At 51.7% G+C, this 16,003-nt stretch carries 17 protein-coding genes and 1 pseudogene; 10 read left to right on the top strand and 8 right to left on the bottom strand.

Annotation, left to right across the window (positions count from 1 at the left end):
* Window positions 1–22: 22 nt before the first annotated feature.
* Window positions 23–769 carry an NAD-dependent protein deacylase gene (locus Q0K10_RS05430; RefSeq protein WP_294504276.1) on the top strand — a complete coding sequence of 249 codons (747 nt, stop codon included), beginning with the start codon at window positions 23–25 and terminating at the stop codon, window positions 767–769.
* A 16-nt stretch (window positions 770–785) separates the two neighbouring features.
* On the opposite strand, the gene Q0K10_RS05425 is transcribed toward Q0K10_RS05430, so the two are convergent.
* From Q0K10_RS05425 to Q0K10_RS05410, 4 genes are all read right to left on the bottom strand, one after another.
* Complete coding sequence (locus Q0K10_RS05425; RefSeq protein WP_294504274.1) at window positions 786–2,132, bottom strand: mechanosensitive ion channel family protein; 1,347 nt, start codon at window positions 2,130–2,132, stop codon at window positions 786–788.
* Between the two features lie 96 nt (window positions 2,133–2,228).
* Window positions 2,229–4,943, bottom strand: coding sequence for a hypothetical protein (locus tag Q0K10_RS05420; protein ID WP_294504271.1), 2,715 nt, complete (start codon window positions 4,941–4,943; stop codon window positions 2,229–2,231).
* A gap of 24 nt (window positions 4,944–4,967) precedes the next feature.
* Window positions 4,968–5,693, bottom strand: a complete 726-nt coding sequence (locus Q0K10_RS05415; protein WP_294504268.1) for a DUF1559 domain-containing protein — start codon at window positions 5,691–5,693, stop codon at window positions 4,968–4,970.
* An 11-nt stretch (window positions 5,694–5,704) separates the two neighbouring features.
* Entirely contained in the window at window positions 5,705–6,715 is a 1,011-nt protein-coding gene (locus tag Q0K10_RS05410) for a LacI family DNA-binding transcriptional regulator (RefSeq protein ID WP_294504267.1), read from the bottom strand.
* Between the two features lie 423 nt (window positions 6,716–7,138).
* Here Q0K10_RS05410 and Q0K10_RS05405 point away from each other — a divergent pair, with 423 nt between their 5' ends.
* The 5 genes from Q0K10_RS05405 (at window position 7,139) to Q0K10_RS05385 (ending at window position 11,110) form a co-directional block, all read left to right on the top strand.
* A complete protein-coding gene (locus tag Q0K10_RS05405) occupies window positions 7,139–8,422 on the top strand; it encodes a nucleotide sugar dehydrogenase (protein ID WP_294504264.1) in 1,284 nt (427 codons plus the stop codon).
* 93 nt (window positions 8,423–8,515) lie between these two features.
* Complete coding sequence (locus Q0K10_RS05400) at window positions 8,516–9,496, top strand: SDR family oxidoreductase (protein ID WP_294504262.1); 981 nt, start codon at window positions 8,516–8,518, stop codon at window positions 9,494–9,496.
* A 17-nt stretch (window positions 9,497–9,513) separates the two neighbouring features.
* Window positions 9,514–10,389, top strand: coding sequence for a glycosyltransferase family 2 protein (locus Q0K10_RS05395; protein ID WP_294504260.1), 876 nt, complete (start codon window positions 9,514–9,516; stop codon window positions 10,387–10,389).
* A gap of 3 nt (window positions 10,390–10,392) precedes the next feature.
* Complete coding sequence (locus Q0K10_RS05390) at window positions 10,393–10,794, top strand: hypothetical protein (protein WP_294504259.1); 402 nt, start codon at window positions 10,393–10,395, stop codon at window positions 10,792–10,794.
* Complete coding sequence (locus tag Q0K10_RS05385; protein ID WP_294504257.1) at window positions 10,787–11,110, top strand: EamA family transporter; 324 nt, start codon at window positions 10,787–10,789, stop codon at window positions 11,108–11,110. Before Q0K10_RS05390 ends, Q0K10_RS05385 begins: the two co-directional genes overlap by 8 nt.
* Before the next feature lie 96 nt (window positions 11,111–11,206).
* On the opposite strand, the gene Q0K10_RS05380 is transcribed toward Q0K10_RS05385, so the two are convergent.
* Window positions 11,207–11,749 carry a hypothetical protein gene (locus Q0K10_RS05380; RefSeq protein WP_294504255.1) on the bottom strand — a complete coding sequence of 181 codons (543 nt, stop codon included), beginning with the start codon at window positions 11,747–11,749 and terminating at the stop codon, window positions 11,207–11,209.
* A gap of 67 nt (window positions 11,750–11,816) precedes the next feature.
* Window positions 11,817–12,341, bottom strand: coding sequence for a hypothetical protein (locus Q0K10_RS05375; protein ID WP_294504253.1), 525 nt, complete (start codon window positions 12,339–12,341; stop codon window positions 11,817–11,819).
* A gap of 252 nt (window positions 12,342–12,593) precedes the next feature.
* On the opposite strand from Q0K10_RS05375, the gene Q0K10_RS15590 reads away from it, so the two are divergent.
* The gene (locus Q0K10_RS15590; protein WP_366942958.1) at window positions 12,594–12,878 is read left to right on the top strand and encodes a DDE-type integrase/transposase/recombinase; all 285 of its coding nucleotides are present in this window, start codon (window positions 12,594–12,596) and stop codon (window positions 12,876–12,878) included.
* Window positions 12,879–13,052: 174 nt separating this feature from the next.
* The gene (locus Q0K10_RS05370; RefSeq protein WP_294504251.1) at window positions 13,053–13,601 is read left to right on the top strand and encodes a hypothetical protein; all 549 of its coding nucleotides are present in this window, start codon (window positions 13,053–13,055) and stop codon (window positions 13,599–13,601) included.
* A gap of 60 nt (window positions 13,602–13,661) precedes the next feature.
* On the opposite strand, the gene Q0K10_RS15585 is transcribed toward Q0K10_RS05370, so the two are convergent.
* Complete coding sequence (locus tag Q0K10_RS15585) at window positions 13,662–13,973, bottom strand: PD-(D/E)XK nuclease domain-containing protein (protein WP_366942964.1); 312 nt, start codon at window positions 13,971–13,973, stop codon at window positions 13,662–13,664.
* A 117-nt stretch (window positions 13,974–14,090) separates the two neighbouring features.
* Between Q0K10_RS15585 and Q0K10_RS05365 the strand changes: the two genes are divergently transcribed.
* Window positions 14,091–14,390, top strand: a complete 300-nt coding sequence (locus Q0K10_RS05365) for a transposase (RefSeq protein WP_294504249.1) — start codon at window positions 14,091–14,093, stop codon at window positions 14,388–14,390.
* A pseudogene (locus Q0K10_RS05360) lies at window positions 14,341–14,721 on the top strand (transposase); the annotation flags it as partial. The gene Q0K10_RS05365 and the pseudogene Q0K10_RS05360, both read left to right, overlap by 50 nt.
* A gap of 372 nt (window positions 14,722–15,093) precedes the next feature.
* On the opposite strand, the gene Q0K10_RS05355 reads toward Q0K10_RS05360, so the two are convergent.
* Complete coding sequence (locus tag Q0K10_RS05355) at window positions 15,094–15,693, bottom strand: hypothetical protein (RefSeq protein ID WP_294504247.1); 600 nt, start codon at window positions 15,691–15,693, stop codon at window positions 15,094–15,096.
* Between the last annotated feature and the right edge of the window lie 310 nt (window positions 15,694–16,003).

Raw genomic sequence — 16,003 nt, 5'->3', positions numbered from 1 at the left:
CACAGACAGGGAGTTGTTCACCATGCACGATGATCTCAAACAATTTCTGCGGGAGTCCCGCAACACCATCGCATTCACGGGAGCGGGAATCTCGACGCTCTCGGGAATCCGTGATTTCCGTGGAAAAAACGGCGTCTATCTTCAGCCGTGGCACGGCCGGCAGGTGGAGGAAATTCTTTCACTGGAGTGCTTTTATGAAGATCCCTCCCTCTTTTACCAATGGGCAAAGGAGTTCATCTACCGGCTCGACGATTTCCATCCCGCGGCCGTCCACCGGGTTCTCGCGAAACTCGAAGCGCGCGGCATGCTTTCGAGCGTCTACACGCAGAACATCGATCTGCTGCATCAGAAAGCGGGCAGCAGAAACGTCTATGAACTGCACGGAAGTCCCGCTCATCACCACTGTTTGCGCTGCCGGAAGGAGTTCTCCTACAAAGAAATCGCGCCGAAAGTGCTCGCCGATGAGCTGCCGCGCTGTTCCTGCGGCGGCGTGATCAAGCCGGACATCGTCTTTTACGGCGAAAATCTTGACGAGTCGCTGCTCAATCAGGCGTTCAAGGAGATGGGGAAAGCGGATCTGCTGCTCGTGCTCGGCAGCAGCCTGACCGTACAGCCCGCCGCTTCGCTGCCGCTGGCGACCCACTACGGCGGCGGAAAAATCGTGATCGTAAACGCCCAGCCGACGCCGCTCGACCGTTACGCCGCCGCACGGTACAGCGACCTGCAGGAGGTGTTCGGCGACCTCGAAAGCTGGCTCGAAAACCAGTGAGCGCCCCTCCCCCTGATTACGACTGCGGACTCGCAGGAACAGGCGGCGGCAAAAGCTGGACCGAGCCGGTGAGATTGTTCGTCACAGTGTTGAATGCGAGCGAAAGTCCCGCCTCGTTGAATCGTTGCAGAATCGTCAGATTCACCTCGGTCCGCAGCTGCTCCTCCCGATCGAAGCTCGTGGTCTTGAGCCACATGATGACCCGGATGTTCAACGCGGAAGCGCCGAACTCCTCGAAGAAGATCCGGGGGAAATACTGCGGCTGATCTTTTCCCTTGAAATCGGTCGTGATCTCGCGCAGAATCGTCATCGCCTGTTGGAGCTGTTCGGCGGAGGTTGCGTAATCGAGTCCCAGAACCAGCGTGTAGCGGATTACGCCGCGGTTGCTGATGTTTTCGATCGGCTGTTCGGCGATGCGGCTGTTCGGGATGGAAAAAACACTTTCGTTCGCGGTGATCACGCGGGTGCTGCGCATACCGACCGACTGCACGAGGCCGTTCACGTCGCCGATCTGCACACGGTCGCCGATCCGGAACGGACGGTCGAGAATGATGACGAGCGTGCCGAAGAAATTCGACAGCGTCTCGCGCGAGGCGAATGCGACGGCCAGTCCGACCACGCCGGCGCCTGCCAGCAAAGTTGTGATGTTCAGTTGAAAGATGCTCTGCCCGATGAAGAGAACGGTCACGACCGCGAGGACGATCTTCAGGAGCTTCCGCGTGATGTCGACCATGAGCGAATCGAGACTGTTGTCGGGGCGCTTTGCAAATGCGCGCATCTTGACGTCGAGCAGCGTAATGAGCTGGAACCCGGCCCGGGCCGCGAGCAGCGTGATCCACGTGAAGAAGAGCCGTGCGTCGAGCGGATAAAGTTCCGGCAGCGAGTGGAGCACCGGCAGCAGAAAGAGGAAGATGACCCCGGAAACGACCATAAGAATCACCGGTCCGGAAAGCGCCGCGATGAACTGCCAGCGCATTCTGCGGCATTCGGCGTCGCTGCGCGCGACGAGCCACCGGAGTCCGAATGCGAGCGCGGCGCCCGCAAGAATCGCGATACCGGAAGCGATGAGCAGAGTGAAAAGCGCATCCTTTTCGCGGACAAACCAGTTTTCCGCCTCAGTGAAGCGGCGATCGACTTTTGCGGCGATCCGCTCCTCGTTCAAAACGGGAAGAGCCTGTTCGCCGGAGAGGATCCGGTCGAGTTCGGTATCCTCCTCCCGTTCTTTTTCCGGAGCGGGATTTTTCTTCTCCGAACTGGTTTCGGCGACACGTTCCGGAAGCTCCGGCAGCGACAGCGCCTCCTCGGCCGGAGCAACGACCGCAGCGGCCAGACACAACATCAGAACCCATACCATACGCCTCATGACAAATCCCTCCCTCGGCTCAGCTCAACTCAATCTTACACTACCGCCGAAAAATGGATTTGTCAAGCGGGAAACACCGCTCTTGCGCAGATGCCTTCAACGGCGCAAATGCAACAGTGACCAGATGGCCGGATTCCCGCTGTTGTCTGCGTAGGAGTTCGAGTTTCCCTGTCGCCGCGGATAATTTTTCCCCAGATCGTCGACAGCGACTTCAAGCGCGATCGTCTCCCCCGGCCCTTCCGGCAGTCCGAGCGCTGCGAACGGAATCGCGAGTCGCGCCTTCCATCCCTTTTCGCCGCGTGTATAGACGGTTTTCACACCGGGAACGTTTTTTTCCCGTAACTCCTCCCGGCCGCAGACGCCATAGACGGCGATTTCCTTTTTTCCGCCGTCACCGAACGGAGTCAGAAGCAGCTGATGGTCGGCCTCCTTCAAAAATCCCGGCACGATCCGATCCGGTTCCGCACCGATGAAGAGTTCGATCGCATCCCCTCGCCAGATGCCCGCGCCCGATGCGGGGTTGAATCCGGGCTGAATGTCGGTGATGTCGAAATGCAAAAACAGATACTCCCGATTCCAGGCCGCATCCCAGCGAACGGAGAATTCGCTCTCCGGAACGCCCGGCAGAGAAAATTTCCATTGTGGAGTTTCCCCGGCAAACGCGGTTTCGAATGTTTCAGCATACCGGCAGTTGCGTTCCATGCGTTTCCGGATGCGGCTCCAGTCGCCACCCGTCGGGGAGAGCAGCTTTTCAAGAGCAGGACCGACTCCGGTAAGATAGATCGGATCATCGGTCAGCGTGAGCGGCAGTTTACCGTTCCGCACCTCGATTTTCCGCTCGCGCCCGGTGATGTCGGTCAGCCTCACGGATTCCGCATCGGGGCGGAAGAGAATCTTCGCGGAGATGCCGTCGGTATACAGCGCCGCAATCCGCACGCCGTCGGGACGTTGGAACAGCATCGCGCCGATGTCGGTTCCAAGCTTCAGGTCGCCGAGGAACCGGCATCCTTCGAAGAGGCGCGCGACCGTCGCATAGGCGGCGACCACCGGCTTCGGGGTGTTGTCGCTGCGGAAGAAACCGAAAAAATGTTCCTTGTCGGCCGGATTCTTCTCCGATTGGCCGAGGCAGTAAGGCATGATTCCCCTGACATCCTCGGCGAGCATGATGAGGGAAGCGCGCGCCATGTAGGCGGCCTGCTGTTTCTCGCTGTTCACGCACGGCCCGGACTTCGGCGTCGGCCAGCCGATCTCCGTGACATAAAGCGGCAACTCCCGCCCGAGCTCCTCGCGCAACAGTTTGCGGTAATTGCGAATCCGCTGCCGCAACTCGGCACTCTCCGGGGTCGATGTAAAATCCGGACTGTAAGGGTGAATCGAAAGAAAATCCATATCTTTCATGCCGCCTGCCCTGCAGACACCCGCAAGATGCCCCATCGGCCCGAGATTCGGCCCGACCTGTGCATCGGGACGAACGCTCTTGATCGCCTGCACGGTCCATTGTGCCAGCTCGGCAAACTCCTTCGCGTTGATGTGGTCCCATGGCTCATTCCAGACCTCGAAGAGATTCTGCCCGGCGGGGACGCGGCGAACCTGTTCACGGATGAACGCCATGTACTCCTCACGTCGGGTCGGTTTCCGGATCGACCAGTTCGGATTGGAAGTATCATCCGTACAATAAGATGGATAGGTTTTGACTTCATAGCAGCCGATGTTCGGCTGATCGATGAAATACTCTTTCAAAAAACGATCCTCACGGCTCCAGTCCGGTTTCTCCTTCGTTCCGGCCAGCGGGCCGAAACAGAGCAGTCCGCGGCGGAACGGCAGACCGAGCCGAGTTAATGCGTCAGAGAGTTCCGGAGTCCCGAACCCGAGCTGAATCCCGAACCTGGCATCGGCCTCCCTCGCCTCTTGCGCACTCCGAAGCCGAAATGGTTGAACAACCAGAGCCGTCGATCCCCGGGAACGTCGCACGGCACCGTCCGAACCGGTCAGCTCCGCTTCCGCTTCGATCGTGTAATACCCCGGCTCCATCTTCCCGAGCGGCAATGAAATCTCCTCCTGTCTGAGCGAAGAAAATCTGCCGTCATCGACGCGATTGCCGAAATAGTCATATACGGCGTAACCAAGTACGCCGGTTTCACCCGGTCTCATTCCGATGAAAATCTCCGGCTCAACCGGAGAAGCTGAATCGTACACATTTGCCGGCAGTTGACGGACAAACACAAGTTCGCCGCTCTCCCGGTTCCCCGCCAACTGCAGACGCCCCAACTGCGAATCCGGCCCCAGAAGCGAAACTTCCGATATGGCAAACATAAACCGCTTCGGCGCGGCCTTCTGGGAGATGACGATCTCAAAGAGACGTGCCGACACCGGCTGGGGAAACGGAATTTCAAAAACCGCACAGTTCTCTTTCCGGTCTCCGGGATTCGAAAACACGCAAATCGGCGTCATAGCCTCTGCGGAATTTCCGGAAAAAAACTCCGCCGTATCGAACCAGTGCTCATCGTTAAATCCCCACATCCAGCCGAGCTGCGCCCGTGTCACCGTAACCGGAAACGGAAATTCAAAGCGGACACGCATAACTTTTTCCTGCCGCTCACGAAAGACGGTCTGGGCAACCTGCTTGGTATCGACCGCGCCGTCGGTCAGATACGTATTCTCCGGATCGTTCCACTTACTGCCGGGAACGGGCTCCCCATCGGCATCAAGATAACGGTAAATCACACCTTTCACTGAGGAGAGTGGCCCATCAGCAGCCTCTAGCCCCGGGACAAGAATAAACAGCGCCACAAGAACAATCAGAAATTTCATGATGAAAACCTCCTGCTACCCGAATTACTTGTAAGCGAACGCGCTGCCACGTGCGAAAGAGACTTCCGTCACGTCATCCGGATTCCGCTGAATCCGGTCAACATGACCATCCACCCGGGAAACGTTGCTCCTTGAAGAGTGACGGAATGCGATTTGGACAACCATATAATCATAATTCCAGAACCCATGCCAGACCGGAGCCCAGAATTTCTCATTGGAACCATTTGCAAAATTGGTACCGTCATAGGTCAGGACAACCACAGTCGGCTGTTTGATCAGATTGATCCGAATTCCGGCCGTGTTGCCCATAACTCCGCTCGGGGTACCGAAGCCGTTCAGGTAAAACCCGACAGTGGGATCAAGATCATCAGGAGAAATTCCGGCACAACTGAATACGTCACTGGAGTCACCCGCATTTTTCTGTTTGAAGCCAATCCCCATCGGCGCATTCTCAAACAACCACCAGTCAGAACCAAACGTTCCGGTACTTGGCAAATACCGCCCTTTCAGGAGATAGCAGGCATAATTTCCCAGGGTTCCCCCTGCGCCCCCGGTCATCGGCAGGAAATCATTGTTGTCACCGGTATACTGAACCGCGGCCAGCGCAATCTGTTTCTGATTCGACATGCAGGTCGATGCCCGGGCGCTCTCTCTCGCCTTCTGCAATGCCGGCAGCAGCATCGCGGCAAGAATTGCGATGATCGCAATTACAACAAGAAGCTCGATAAGTGTGAAAAAGTGTCGGTTCATTGCATAACTCCTTATGATAGGGTGTTAAGGGTTCTTGCCTTCCGTTCGTTTTCATCCGGCAGCATCGGGATCATGATCTGAATCGGCGAATCGTCCGGAGAACGGAACTTTTCGATCAGTCGCAATGCGGCACGCCGCCCAAGCAAACGGGGATCGAAACTCGCATAGAAGATTTCCGAATTCTTCCTCGGACGATGGGAAAATGAAAAGATCAGCACATCTTCCGGAACTCGAATATGGTTCATCATCAGCATTTTTCTTATCACAATCGAAATATCGATGTAACTGATGACCAGCACCTCCGGCAAATCACCCTGCGCAAGCCACTGATAGGCCTCCTCCATGAAAGAGGAGTACTCGGAATCACGAACCAGCCGGAGATCCTCCGGCCGGATCTGCACTCCCCGACGCATCAACTCCATCTGAAATCCGGCATAACGCGGCAAATCATATTCCGTCAACAGAAAACCAAAACGCGTACGACCCGAGGAAAGCAGCCACGACGCCCCGGCCACTCCGGCATTGAACCCGTCAACAGCAACAAGATCCTCCGTCTGAGTGTAACAGTCCGTCGATGCGATCACATAGGGAATTTTCCGTTCACGCAGATGGCTGCGGAGCTGTTCTCCCGGATAGGCAAGCAGAATTACCCCCTGAGGATTTTCCGGTTTCGGCAATTCCTCCGCGCCGAAAGGCAGAACCTGCAGCGACAAATCAAACTCCTGCGGATTGAAACTCTCCTGAATCCCCGCAACAATCGAACTGAAACAGTCCAGCGCCAGCGGATCATTCTGCTCCGGAAGAGGACAAAGCGCAATCGCAACCCTGGTGTGGACGCAATTGCGATAGTTCAACTTCTGCATCGCATCCAGCACAAGCTGCCGGGTCGCGGAGTTGATCCCCGGATGATTGTTGATCACCCGCGAAACCGTTGTCTGGGATACGTTCGCATATTCGGCGATGTCGTTCATCGTCACATCGGATTTCATTCTGCCAGGATTCGATACCATTGCCGTTCTCATCTGAATTCCTCATTCTTTTATCTTTAACTATAGTGACTTTTCCCACAGGTGCAATAGCATGAATGGAATATTTTTTGAATATTTGGGAAATAAAATATTCATGGAAAATTCCTGAAAAAAAATTTTCACTCCGGCTTCAGAAAACTTCTTCCCCCGCCCTCCTCCCGCCATTCGCAAAAACTACCCGGAGCGATCTTCGACTGCGACAGCATGAGCGAAAGAGTTTTTTCGCCGGATTTCCGGACCGGAAGCAGGGGTGGAAGTTGAAAAGTCGGTGAATGATGCTATTTTATCTGGATTGCAGGAATTCTCTGAAAAAGAGAAACGTCGGCGGTTTTCAACACAGCGCAAGCCCCGTTTTCAACAATCGGCGCCGGCCGTTTTTACCGGACGAAGGCATTGTGACAGAAGGAACATGAATGAATGCTGTCCAAAATTAAAAACAGAGAACTCAAACTCGCCGTGATCGGCCTTGGCTACGTCGGTCTGCCGCTTGCGGTCGAATTCGGGAAAAAATTCGACACGGTCGGCTTCGACATCAAGAAAGAACGGCTGGACTCCCTGCGCCGCGGTGTCGACACAACTCTTGAGACATCGTCGGAAGAACTTCAAACAACGCGTTTTCTGCGATATTCCGGAGAGATGGATGATCTGCGGGATCGCGACATATTCATCGTCACGGTTCCGACTCCCGTGGACAAATACAACCGGCCCGATCTGACTCCACTGTACAAAGCCAGCGAAACAGTGGGGAAAATCATGAAACCCGGCGTCATCGTGATCTATGAGAGTACAGTGTATCCGGGTTGCACGGAAGAAGAGTGTGTCCCCGTTCTCGAAAAATTCAGCGGGCTGAAGTTCAACCGGGACTTCTTCTGCGGATACAGTCCCGAACGGATCAATCCCGGCGACAAGGAACACACTCTGACCCGGATTTTGAAAATCACCTCCGGCTCGACCCCCGGTGCGGCCGATGTCGTAGACGCCCTGTACAACACCATCCTGACCAACGGGACACACCGGGCGTCCTCCCTGAAAGTCGCAGAAGCTGCGAAGGTGATTGAAAACAGCCAGCGCGACCTGAACATCGCATTTGTCAATGAACTCGCCAAGATTTTCCATCTGATGAACATCGACACCGGTGAAGTTCTCGAAGCGGCAGGGACCAAATGGAATTTCCTCAAGTTCAAACCCGGTCTGGTCGGGGGGCACTGTATCGGGGTTGACCCCTACTACCTTACGCACAAGGCTCAGGCGCTCGGCTATCTTCCGGAAGTGATTCTTGCCGGGCGTCGCATCAATGACGGCATGGGGCGGTATATCGCCGCGGAAATCGTGAAACTGATGATCCGGAAGGGACACAAGGTCCTCGGAGCAAGAATTCTGCAGCTCGGAATCACGTTCAAGGAAAATTGTCCGGATATCCGCAACAGCCATGCGGTCGATACGGTTCGCGGCCTTGAGGAGTTCGGCTGTCAGGTGGACATCTATGATCCCTGGGCGGATCCGGCGGAAATTGCGAAGGAGTACGGGTTGACATCGTTCCGCGACCTATCGCAGCTGTCGGATCCATACGACGCAGTGGTGCTGGCCGTGTCTCACCGGGAATTCGCAACTCTGGATGTTGCCCGGTACAAAAAGAGCGAAGCGGTTGTCTATGACATCAAGGGGTTTCTGCCCAGAGAACTCGTAAGCGGAAGATTGTAGCATCATGTTTACGGCAGACGGCATCCGGAATCTACCGTCCAGGGGCGGACGGATCATTGAAATTCATCACTCCAGATAATTTGGCACCTCATCATGCAGAAAGTGGAAAAACACAAAATACTTATTACCGGCGGTGCCGGTTTCATCGGCTCAAATCTGGTGGAAAGGTTTTTGGCCCAGGAGAATGAAGTAATCGTTCTCGACAATTTTCTGACCGGGAAACCGGAAAACATCGCACCGTTCATCGGCAACCGGCGTTTCCGGTTGATCGTCGGCGATATCCGCGACATGGCCAAATGCCGGGAAGCGGTCGAGGGCGTGGATTACGTGCTTCATGAAGCCGCGATCGGCAGTGTGCCGCGCTCGATCAAGGATCCGATGACCTCGACGGAGATCAACATCGGCGGTTTCGTCAATATGCTGTTCGCCGCGCAGGAGGCGAAAGTCAAACGATTCGTCTACGCAGCGAGCAGCTCGACCTACGGAGACAGCAAGACATTGCCGAAAGTCGAAAACGAAATCGGCAAACCGCTGAGTCCTTATGCCATCACGAAATATGTGGATGAGCTTTTCGCCGAAAATTTCAGCAGGCTGTACGGGATTGAAACGATCGGGCTGCGCTATTTCAACGTATTCGGCCGCCGTCAGGATCCGTTCGGTGCATACGCGGCGGTGATTCCGAAATTCGTCATGAGTCTGATGAAGCACGAAAGTCCCGTCATCAACGGGGACGGCTCCTACAGCCGCGACTTCACCTATGTGGACAACGTCATACAGGCCAACGAACTGGCTCTGCTGACGGAAAATCCGGAGGCGGTCAACCAGGTCTACAACATCGCGTTCGGAGAGCGCACGACCTTAAATGAACTGTTCATCTGTCTGCGGGAAAATTTAAGCAAGTTCGATCCCGGGATCAGCGGCATCGAGCCGATCTACGGACCGAACCGGGCGGGAGACATTCCTCACAGCCTGGCCTGCATCGACAAGGCCGCAAAGCTGCTCGGCTACGCCCCGAAATTCAACGTCAGGCAGGGCCTCAAGGCCGCCACAGAATGGTATTATGAAAATCTTTAACGTATCGGGGAATTGCAATGCCACAAGAAGCAGATGTCACGATCATTGTCCCGGCATATAACGAATCCGGAGCGATCCGCCAGGTGGCGGAGTCTCTGAGGGAGAATTTCCCCGGCTGCCGGATCATCATCGTGGATGACGGCTCCTCCGATGATACGGGAGCGATCATCGACTCCACGCCGGGAATCACAGCCATCCACCATCAGCAGAACCGCGGCTACGGAGCCGCTCTGAAGACCGGAATTCGCGCAGCGGAAACGGAATATGTCCTCATGTGCGATGCCGATGGACAACACCGCATCGAAGACATCCGTAAAGTGATGGAGGCGGCGGATGATTATGACATGGTTGTGGGAATCCGCGGAGAAGGCAGTGCCGCGCCACTCAGCCGCCGGCCGGGGAAATTCATCCTGCGCCACTTCGCGAACTGGCTTGCGGGAGAAAAACTGCCGGATTTCAACTCCGGATTGCGGATTTTCCGCCGTAAGGTGATTACACAATACATGCACCTGGCCTCCGACAAATTCAGTTTTTCGACCACGAGCAGCTTTACGATGCTCAAGACGGGGCGGCGAATCAAGTATGTGCCGATCATCGTGAAACCGCGCATCGGCAAGAGTTCGGTCCGGCAGCTTCGCCACGGCACGGATACGCTCATGCTCATGCTGCGCCTGACGATGCTGTATGATCCGCTGAAGGTGTTTCTGCATCTCACCGGAATCTTTTTCGTCCTTTCGCTCCTGAGTCTGGCCTGGGACATCTGGTTTTATGAAAGACTGAAATTGAGCATGACCTCACAAATGCTGATGATCACTACGGTGCAGGTTTTTCTCTTCGGTCTGGTCTGCGACCAGGTATCGGCAATGCGCCGGGAGCTGCATGAACGGAATTGAGCGATGATCAGCGATACGGCGAAATCCGCAGCCGCGGTCGGCGCCCTGATGGCTTGCAATCTTCTGAGCGTCGTCATGGCCAAGGTTGTAGCGGGGCGTTTTCCGGTGCAGATGGAGTTTTCGAAGCTCCTGCTTCTGCTGGTTTACGTCGGAATCTGGGGCAGTACCTATTTGTTCCGGCTGATTCTGTGGATGATTGTGGGGAAAAAGTACCAGTTGTCATTCATCTATCCGATTATGGAACTGAATTTTTTTCTGACTTATCTGGTGGGAATTCTGTTCTGGGGGGAGCGCTTCTCCTGGTTGCAGATGGGGGGTCTGGCCTCGATCTGCCTCGGGGTGCTGATCATCACAACGTCATCTCATCGCCTCAACCAACCGGAGACGGAGAAGAAAAATGGCTGATCTGTTTTTAATTGCAATGGCGTTTTTCAATGCGGCCGGTCTGTTGCTGATCAAGGCGTCGGCCCAAAGCAACTGCAGCTTCTGGCAGAAGTTTCGGAGTCGCCGTTTTATTTTCGGACTGCTCTGCATGATGCAATCGCCGCTGTACCTGGCTCTGGCGGCAAACGGAACGACATTGAGCAGGATGAATGCGTTTTCCTCTCTGAGTTATGTCTTCATCATGCTTGCGACCTGGCTGTTTCTGCGGGAAAAACTTGACATTCGCAAAATCGTCGGATCGGTTTTCATCGTCATCGGAATTCTGGTGCTGAAATAACGGCGGAAACTGACGATCAACGTCCGGGGAACGATTCCGAGTGAGTGCGGAACTCTACCGCTTCGCCTGATGGGCGCCCTGGAGAAGGCCGAATTTTCAATACTGATTCTGTTTGAATTCTGAAGTCTCCGGGAGATTTTTGTACCACTCTTTCCAGAGTGGCGGATCATCCGGCAACTCCATCCTGGTCGTGGCCCGCAACAGAAGCATGACGTTGTGATGCGATTTGACAAAGGGGGTATCCAATGCCTGAATCAGCAACGCGACATTCCGGGGATCGAGCCGGGAGCCCAGTTGAAGAGTCGCCTGATAACGGATGACTTGCGCCGGATGATTCCGCAATGCCAGCAGCTCCTCTTTTCCGAGTTCAATCCCCCGGTTGTCCAGCTCCGCCATAAGACGGGACAGCAGAAGAACATCTCCGGAATCCGGTTCCGGGATTGCGGCGGCATCGCGAAACCAGGTTACAACCTCCTCATCGGAAGATTCCCCCTGCTCCAGCAGATAGAGCCGGTAAGCAGAGGTTTGCAGAAGGAAGTATCGACCGATCAGGGAAACCACCGGCAATACAAGAAGCAGAACGACAAGGACCCCGATGAAAATCGATAATGCACGATGTTTTTTCATGAAACTCAACATGGATTTCTCCTTATTACGACTTTTGAATGATATCAAATCATCTTCAGAAACCTCTTTGCGATATCAGTCAGATGCTTCCCTTCAAATCAATGCTTCCGTCTTCTGAATATAAGTTTGGATATGAATATATGCTCTTATAAGCTAAAACCTCGGATGAGCGTTTACGATAACAGACTTTTTCCGCTTTAATATATTCTCCTCCCCAATGCCATGTGATTTCGTTCTGCAGGGAATTCATCTCGGCAAAAGAATCATCAAGGTAGCTTTGAGCATTTAAATTATGCTCACTTACATTCATAAATAAAAACTCCCATGCCTCCCCATTTCCGTCTGAAACAATCAAAGCAATGGATGACCGTGTCCCTTCGCCAGTTACTCCATCCTCATCTACATATACAGGTAAAAATATTTTTATATCTTTGATAAATGCATCATGCCAAACAAATTCGTTGACAAATACATTTAGAGCGTCAAGTTTTTCAAGAAAAATCCATTCCATAACGAGTCGATAATGTCCAAATTTCGTGATGGGACGTGTTGTTTGACAGAGGTGCATCTGCCCCTTATTTTGAGTTTGCTCAAAATCCAACATAAAGGAAACGCAAACACAGAGTAAAATTAGCATCGACTTGCCGTTTTGTCAAGCGATTCATTCACCTGGGGCGTTATCAGACAAAAACCAATGAATTGGAAAAGCTGGTTGTTGAAGCGGCAAGCAAGACGAATTACCGTCGTGCGGTTCAGGAGTTGGCGCGTGATGGGAAACTGCCGATCTCGTTTCATACCGCGCATGGTTGGGTGCTGCGCACGAATTGCGATGAAATAGACATTTCAAAGCGGGTGATTGGTTCCGCTCCGATTCAAACGGGCATTTGTGATAGGAATCGTCGACTGGTTCATCCGCAAGGAGTTGGCTTATAATGTAGTGAATACAATGGACGCTTTTCATTGTGTCGAAACATTAAGAATGGCTGTGGATTCCTATGGGAAACCGGAGATTTTTAATTCGGATCAAGGGAACCAATTCACCAGCTCGGAGTTTATGGCGGAACTTCGGGATCATGGCATTCTGATCAGCATAGACGGGCTGATTACATCAGTTTGCCGCAGCTTCGCTTCGGGGTGGTAGCATTATGTGAACTTTTACAACTCCAGGCGGATTCATTCGGCACTCCAATATCGGATGCCGGATGAAGTCTATTTCGGAACTTGCAATCAGCTAATTGCGGGATATAGTAAACCAAGGGGCTTTAAACCAATCTTTTAATAAAAGTTTGTCCAATTGGAGAGAGAGGCGCACCTTATGAAAACTTTGATGATGAATAGAATGGTGTTTGTTCTCCTTGGTTGGATAATCTTTGGATGTGGCTGTACAAACAATAATTTTGACCAACGCTACCAAGAGTCAATTAAACAAATAGCATATTTCAAAAATACTACGGGATTATACAAAATAAATTATAATGCAATAACCAATTACCTTAATAGAGCAACGCAAAAAAAAGATTATCAAACGCCAATCATTGTTAGCTGTGTTTTCCAGCCAAGACCAATATTCACATTATGGATTACTTGGATGGGGCTGACCCCTGAAGCAGATGGTTTTGTACTTTTTTATAATGGAAACAAATTTTACTTTGATATTGATCCATTTCATATCAGAGATAATGATTTAAGTGCAAAAGTTGTACTATATTATTTAGGCGTGATTAACTTCATGAAAGCTGAAAAAGTGCCGGCATTTTTACTTGATCAAGAAGACGCTCAGGTTGCTCTAACCAAGAATAAAAAAATAATCTCAAACTGGCAAAGAATTATTTACTATAATTTTAAAAGTAACCGCACAGAGTGATACTTCCTTTCATCAGGTATGATTTGGATTAGCCCTCATAAGAATATATTGATGAGGCGCCTAAATGAAACGTGGTTCACGTGAGTATTGGGAATAGCAGTTAACGGAATATTGGGATAGCGGTTTGACGATCCAGGAGATAACGTCCGGAAAATTGCGCACATTTTGAGAGAGGGTACTTGAAATCTGATCGAGGGCGCACTCCGCGTTCCGGTTGATTTTGAATTCGAAGAGGTAGATCCACTCGCCGCACATGGCAACGGCATCGATCCGACCGTCGTTCGTACGGGATTCCGCCTCGATGTAAACGCCGAGCATCAGGAACAGCAGAAAGAAAATCGTTTGATAATACTTCTCGTTGCTGAGCTGAATGTCATACGGATAACGTCCGGAAAATTGCGCACATTTTGAGAGAGGGCACTTGAAAAAGGGCCTGTTTTCTGATTGATTACAGTATCACACAACAATCAATCGAAAGGGAAACAGGCCATGGAAAATGTAGCGCAAGAAAACGAAAAGGCAATCTCCGGAGCGATTAAAATCGATGAAAAAGAGATTCGGACGCATCTCGACGGACTTGTCCGACAGTCCGTCGAGGACACGCTGAATGCGCTTTTGAATGCGGAAGCCGACGCGATCTGCCAGGCTTCGAGGTATCAGCGCAGCCCGGATCGGCAGGATACGCGGGCCGGAAGCTACAAACGCAAACTCCTGACGAAAGCGGGAGAAGTGGAAACATCTTCGCGAGGTGGTGGCGATGCTCAAAGCGATTCATGCTCAAGAAGATAAAGCGGCTGCCCGGCAGAAAGCCGCTCTGGTGGCCGAAAAATTAAGAGCCATGAAACTGGAACGGATCGCAAGTTTTGTAGAAACCAGCGTGGAGGTGACGTTGTCTTATATGGACTTCCCGTATGAGCACTGGAACCGGTTGCGGACAAATAACGGTCTCAAGCGCATCATGAAAGAGATTCGTCGCCGAACCCGGGTTGTCGGCAGCTTTCCGGATGGGTACTCGGCTATGATGCTGGTCGGCGCCAGACTCAGGCATATTTCTACAACAAAATGGGGCACTCGGCAGTACATGAATATTTGCAAACTTTACGAAGGTGGTATAAGGTAAAAAGGCGGGAGGCTCCGCCTACGCAACCGACCTGCTCCTCCGGAGCTCTCTGGTCGGTCGGTTGCTTCGGCTGCGCCAACTCACGTTTGTCATCTGTAATCGCTCAGAAACAAATGTGTGCAAAACATCGGACACTACTGAGGAGGAGTTTCCACACTGTTATGTTGCATCGTATTGACTGTCAATTTATTAACATGGAGAAAAGTGTCACCTGTTTTCTACTGAAAAACAGAACCATTTATTCCCACGCATGACACCCGCGTAGGTCATACTTACCGGCACATCCAGACCGCCGACAGATTTCGGCGCCACGTGAAGCTACCAGCAGCGTGTCGTTCGACCAGTTTGTAACCGTCGTACACGTATTTATGGTTACGGTGTGTATGTGATTGGTTCCGGCTCCGGGATTGATTTTTCATCTTTATATTCCGGCATTTCTCCCAAATCAATTACAACAGCAGGATCTGGAATTTTTGCAATCAACCGTAATTCTTTATAACTCTTATCGCGCTCTATTGGGTTTGTATATTTGTCTACTTGCAAAAAACATGTGGCTTGAATATTTTTAAAATGACCATTTAATATTCTGACTTTAACAAAAAGAGTACTCTGTTCAGGATTTATATCTCGTATTAATTGTTCAACCCTAAATAAAGTGCCCTTAGGCAAAATCACCATTTTACCTTTCGTAGATAAATAATTATACCTATATTCTTTGGCAACATCACCCATTTGTTCCAAAAAATAAAGGTTTTTACTACTTGGATCTTTATGCAGTAAAATTTCATCAATTGTTTTATAGACATGATTATATATGAAGCCGTAATTATACTGTGGATCTTGAGAAACATCCGATATGCAAGAACACAATAACCCCATTGATATAACAATCAATAAATATTGTGCTATTTTAATTGATTTATAAAATAACTTCATTTTGCCATGTGCGAGAATAATGGTTCTATTTTTCATAAAAAAACAGGAGACAGTTTCTCCAGATTCATAAATTAGCAGTCAATATGATGCAATATGGCATCATATTCTGCCGATAAAAGTAAGATAGCCTAGGAAACTTTGATTGCAAATCAGTAATGGAAAAAATCAGCGGGCAACTGTTTCACCTTGTCGACGGGAGAGAAATTGATTTTCTTCTCCCCCAAATACCGCGGAACAGCTTTGGGAGAGGATCAGGCATAGTGTATATACAAAAAAAAGACCCGCGCTCGTGTGTGCGAAACGCGAGAGCGGGTAAAAAAATTCCCGGCGCCGTGCTACTCTCCCA

This window comes from uncultured Victivallis sp., assembly GCF_944391105.1.
Taxonomy (GTDB): Bacteria; Verrucomicrobiota; Lentisphaeria; order Victivallales; family Victivallaceae; genus Victivallis.
Note: the sequence above shows the minus strand (reverse complement) of the source record. Positions and strands in the feature narration are given on the sequence as shown.

Coding starts and splice junctions, on each gene's coding strand:
- Q0K10_RS05420 (WP_294504271.1), bottom strand. CDS start 4,943: ATGAAATTTCTGATTGTTCTTGTGGCGCTGTTTATTCTTGTCCCGGGG.
- Q0K10_RS05355 (WP_294504247.1), bottom strand. CDS start 15,693: ATGAAAAATAGAACCATTATTCTCGCACATGGCAAAATGAAGTTATTT.
- Q0K10_RS05400 (WP_294504262.1), top strand. CDS start 8,516: ATGCAGAAAGTGGAAAAACACAAAATACTTATTACCGGCGGTGCCGGT.
- Q0K10_RS05370 (WP_294504251.1), top strand. CDS start 13,053: ATGAAAACTTTGATGATGAATAGAATGGTGTTTGTTCTCCTTGGTTGG.
- Q0K10_RS05385 (WP_294504257.1), top strand. CDS start 10,787: ATGGCTGATCTGTTTTTAATTGCAATGGCGTTTTTCAATGCGGCCGGT.
- Q0K10_RS05405 (WP_294504264.1), top strand. CDS start 7,139: ATGCTGTCCAAAATTAAAAACAGAGAACTCAAACTCGCCGTGATCGGC.
- Q0K10_RS05410 (WP_294504267.1), bottom strand. CDS start 6,715: ATGAGAACGGCAATGGTATCGAATCCTGGCAGAATGAAATCCGATGTG.
- Q0K10_RS05430 (WP_294504276.1), top strand. CDS start 23: ATGCACGATGATCTCAAACAATTTCTGCGGGAGTCCCGCAACACCATC.
- Q0K10_RS05365 (WP_294504249.1), top strand. CDS start 14,091: ATGGAAAATGTAGCGCAAGAAAACGAAAAGGCAATCTCCGGAGCGATT.
- Q0K10_RS05415 (WP_294504268.1), bottom strand. CDS start 5,693: ATGAACCGACACTTTTTCACACTTATCGAGCTTCTTGTTGTAATTGCG.
- Q0K10_RS05375 (WP_294504253.1), bottom strand. CDS start 12,341: ATGTTGGATTTTGAGCAAACTCAAAATAAGGGGCAGATGCACCTCTGT.
- Q0K10_RS05395 (WP_294504260.1), top strand. CDS start 9,514: ATGCCACAAGAAGCAGATGTCACGATCATTGTCCCGGCATATAACGAA.
- Q0K10_RS05390 (WP_294504259.1), top strand. CDS start 10,393: ATGATCAGCGATACGGCGAAATCCGCAGCCGCGGTCGGCGCCCTGATG.
- Q0K10_RS05425 (WP_294504274.1), bottom strand. CDS start 2,132: ATGAGGCGTATGGTATGGGTTCTGATGTTGTGTCTGGCCGCTGCGGTC.
- Q0K10_RS05380 (WP_294504255.1), bottom strand. CDS start 11,749: ATGTTGAGTTTCATGAAAAAACATCGTGCATTATCGATTTTCATCGGG.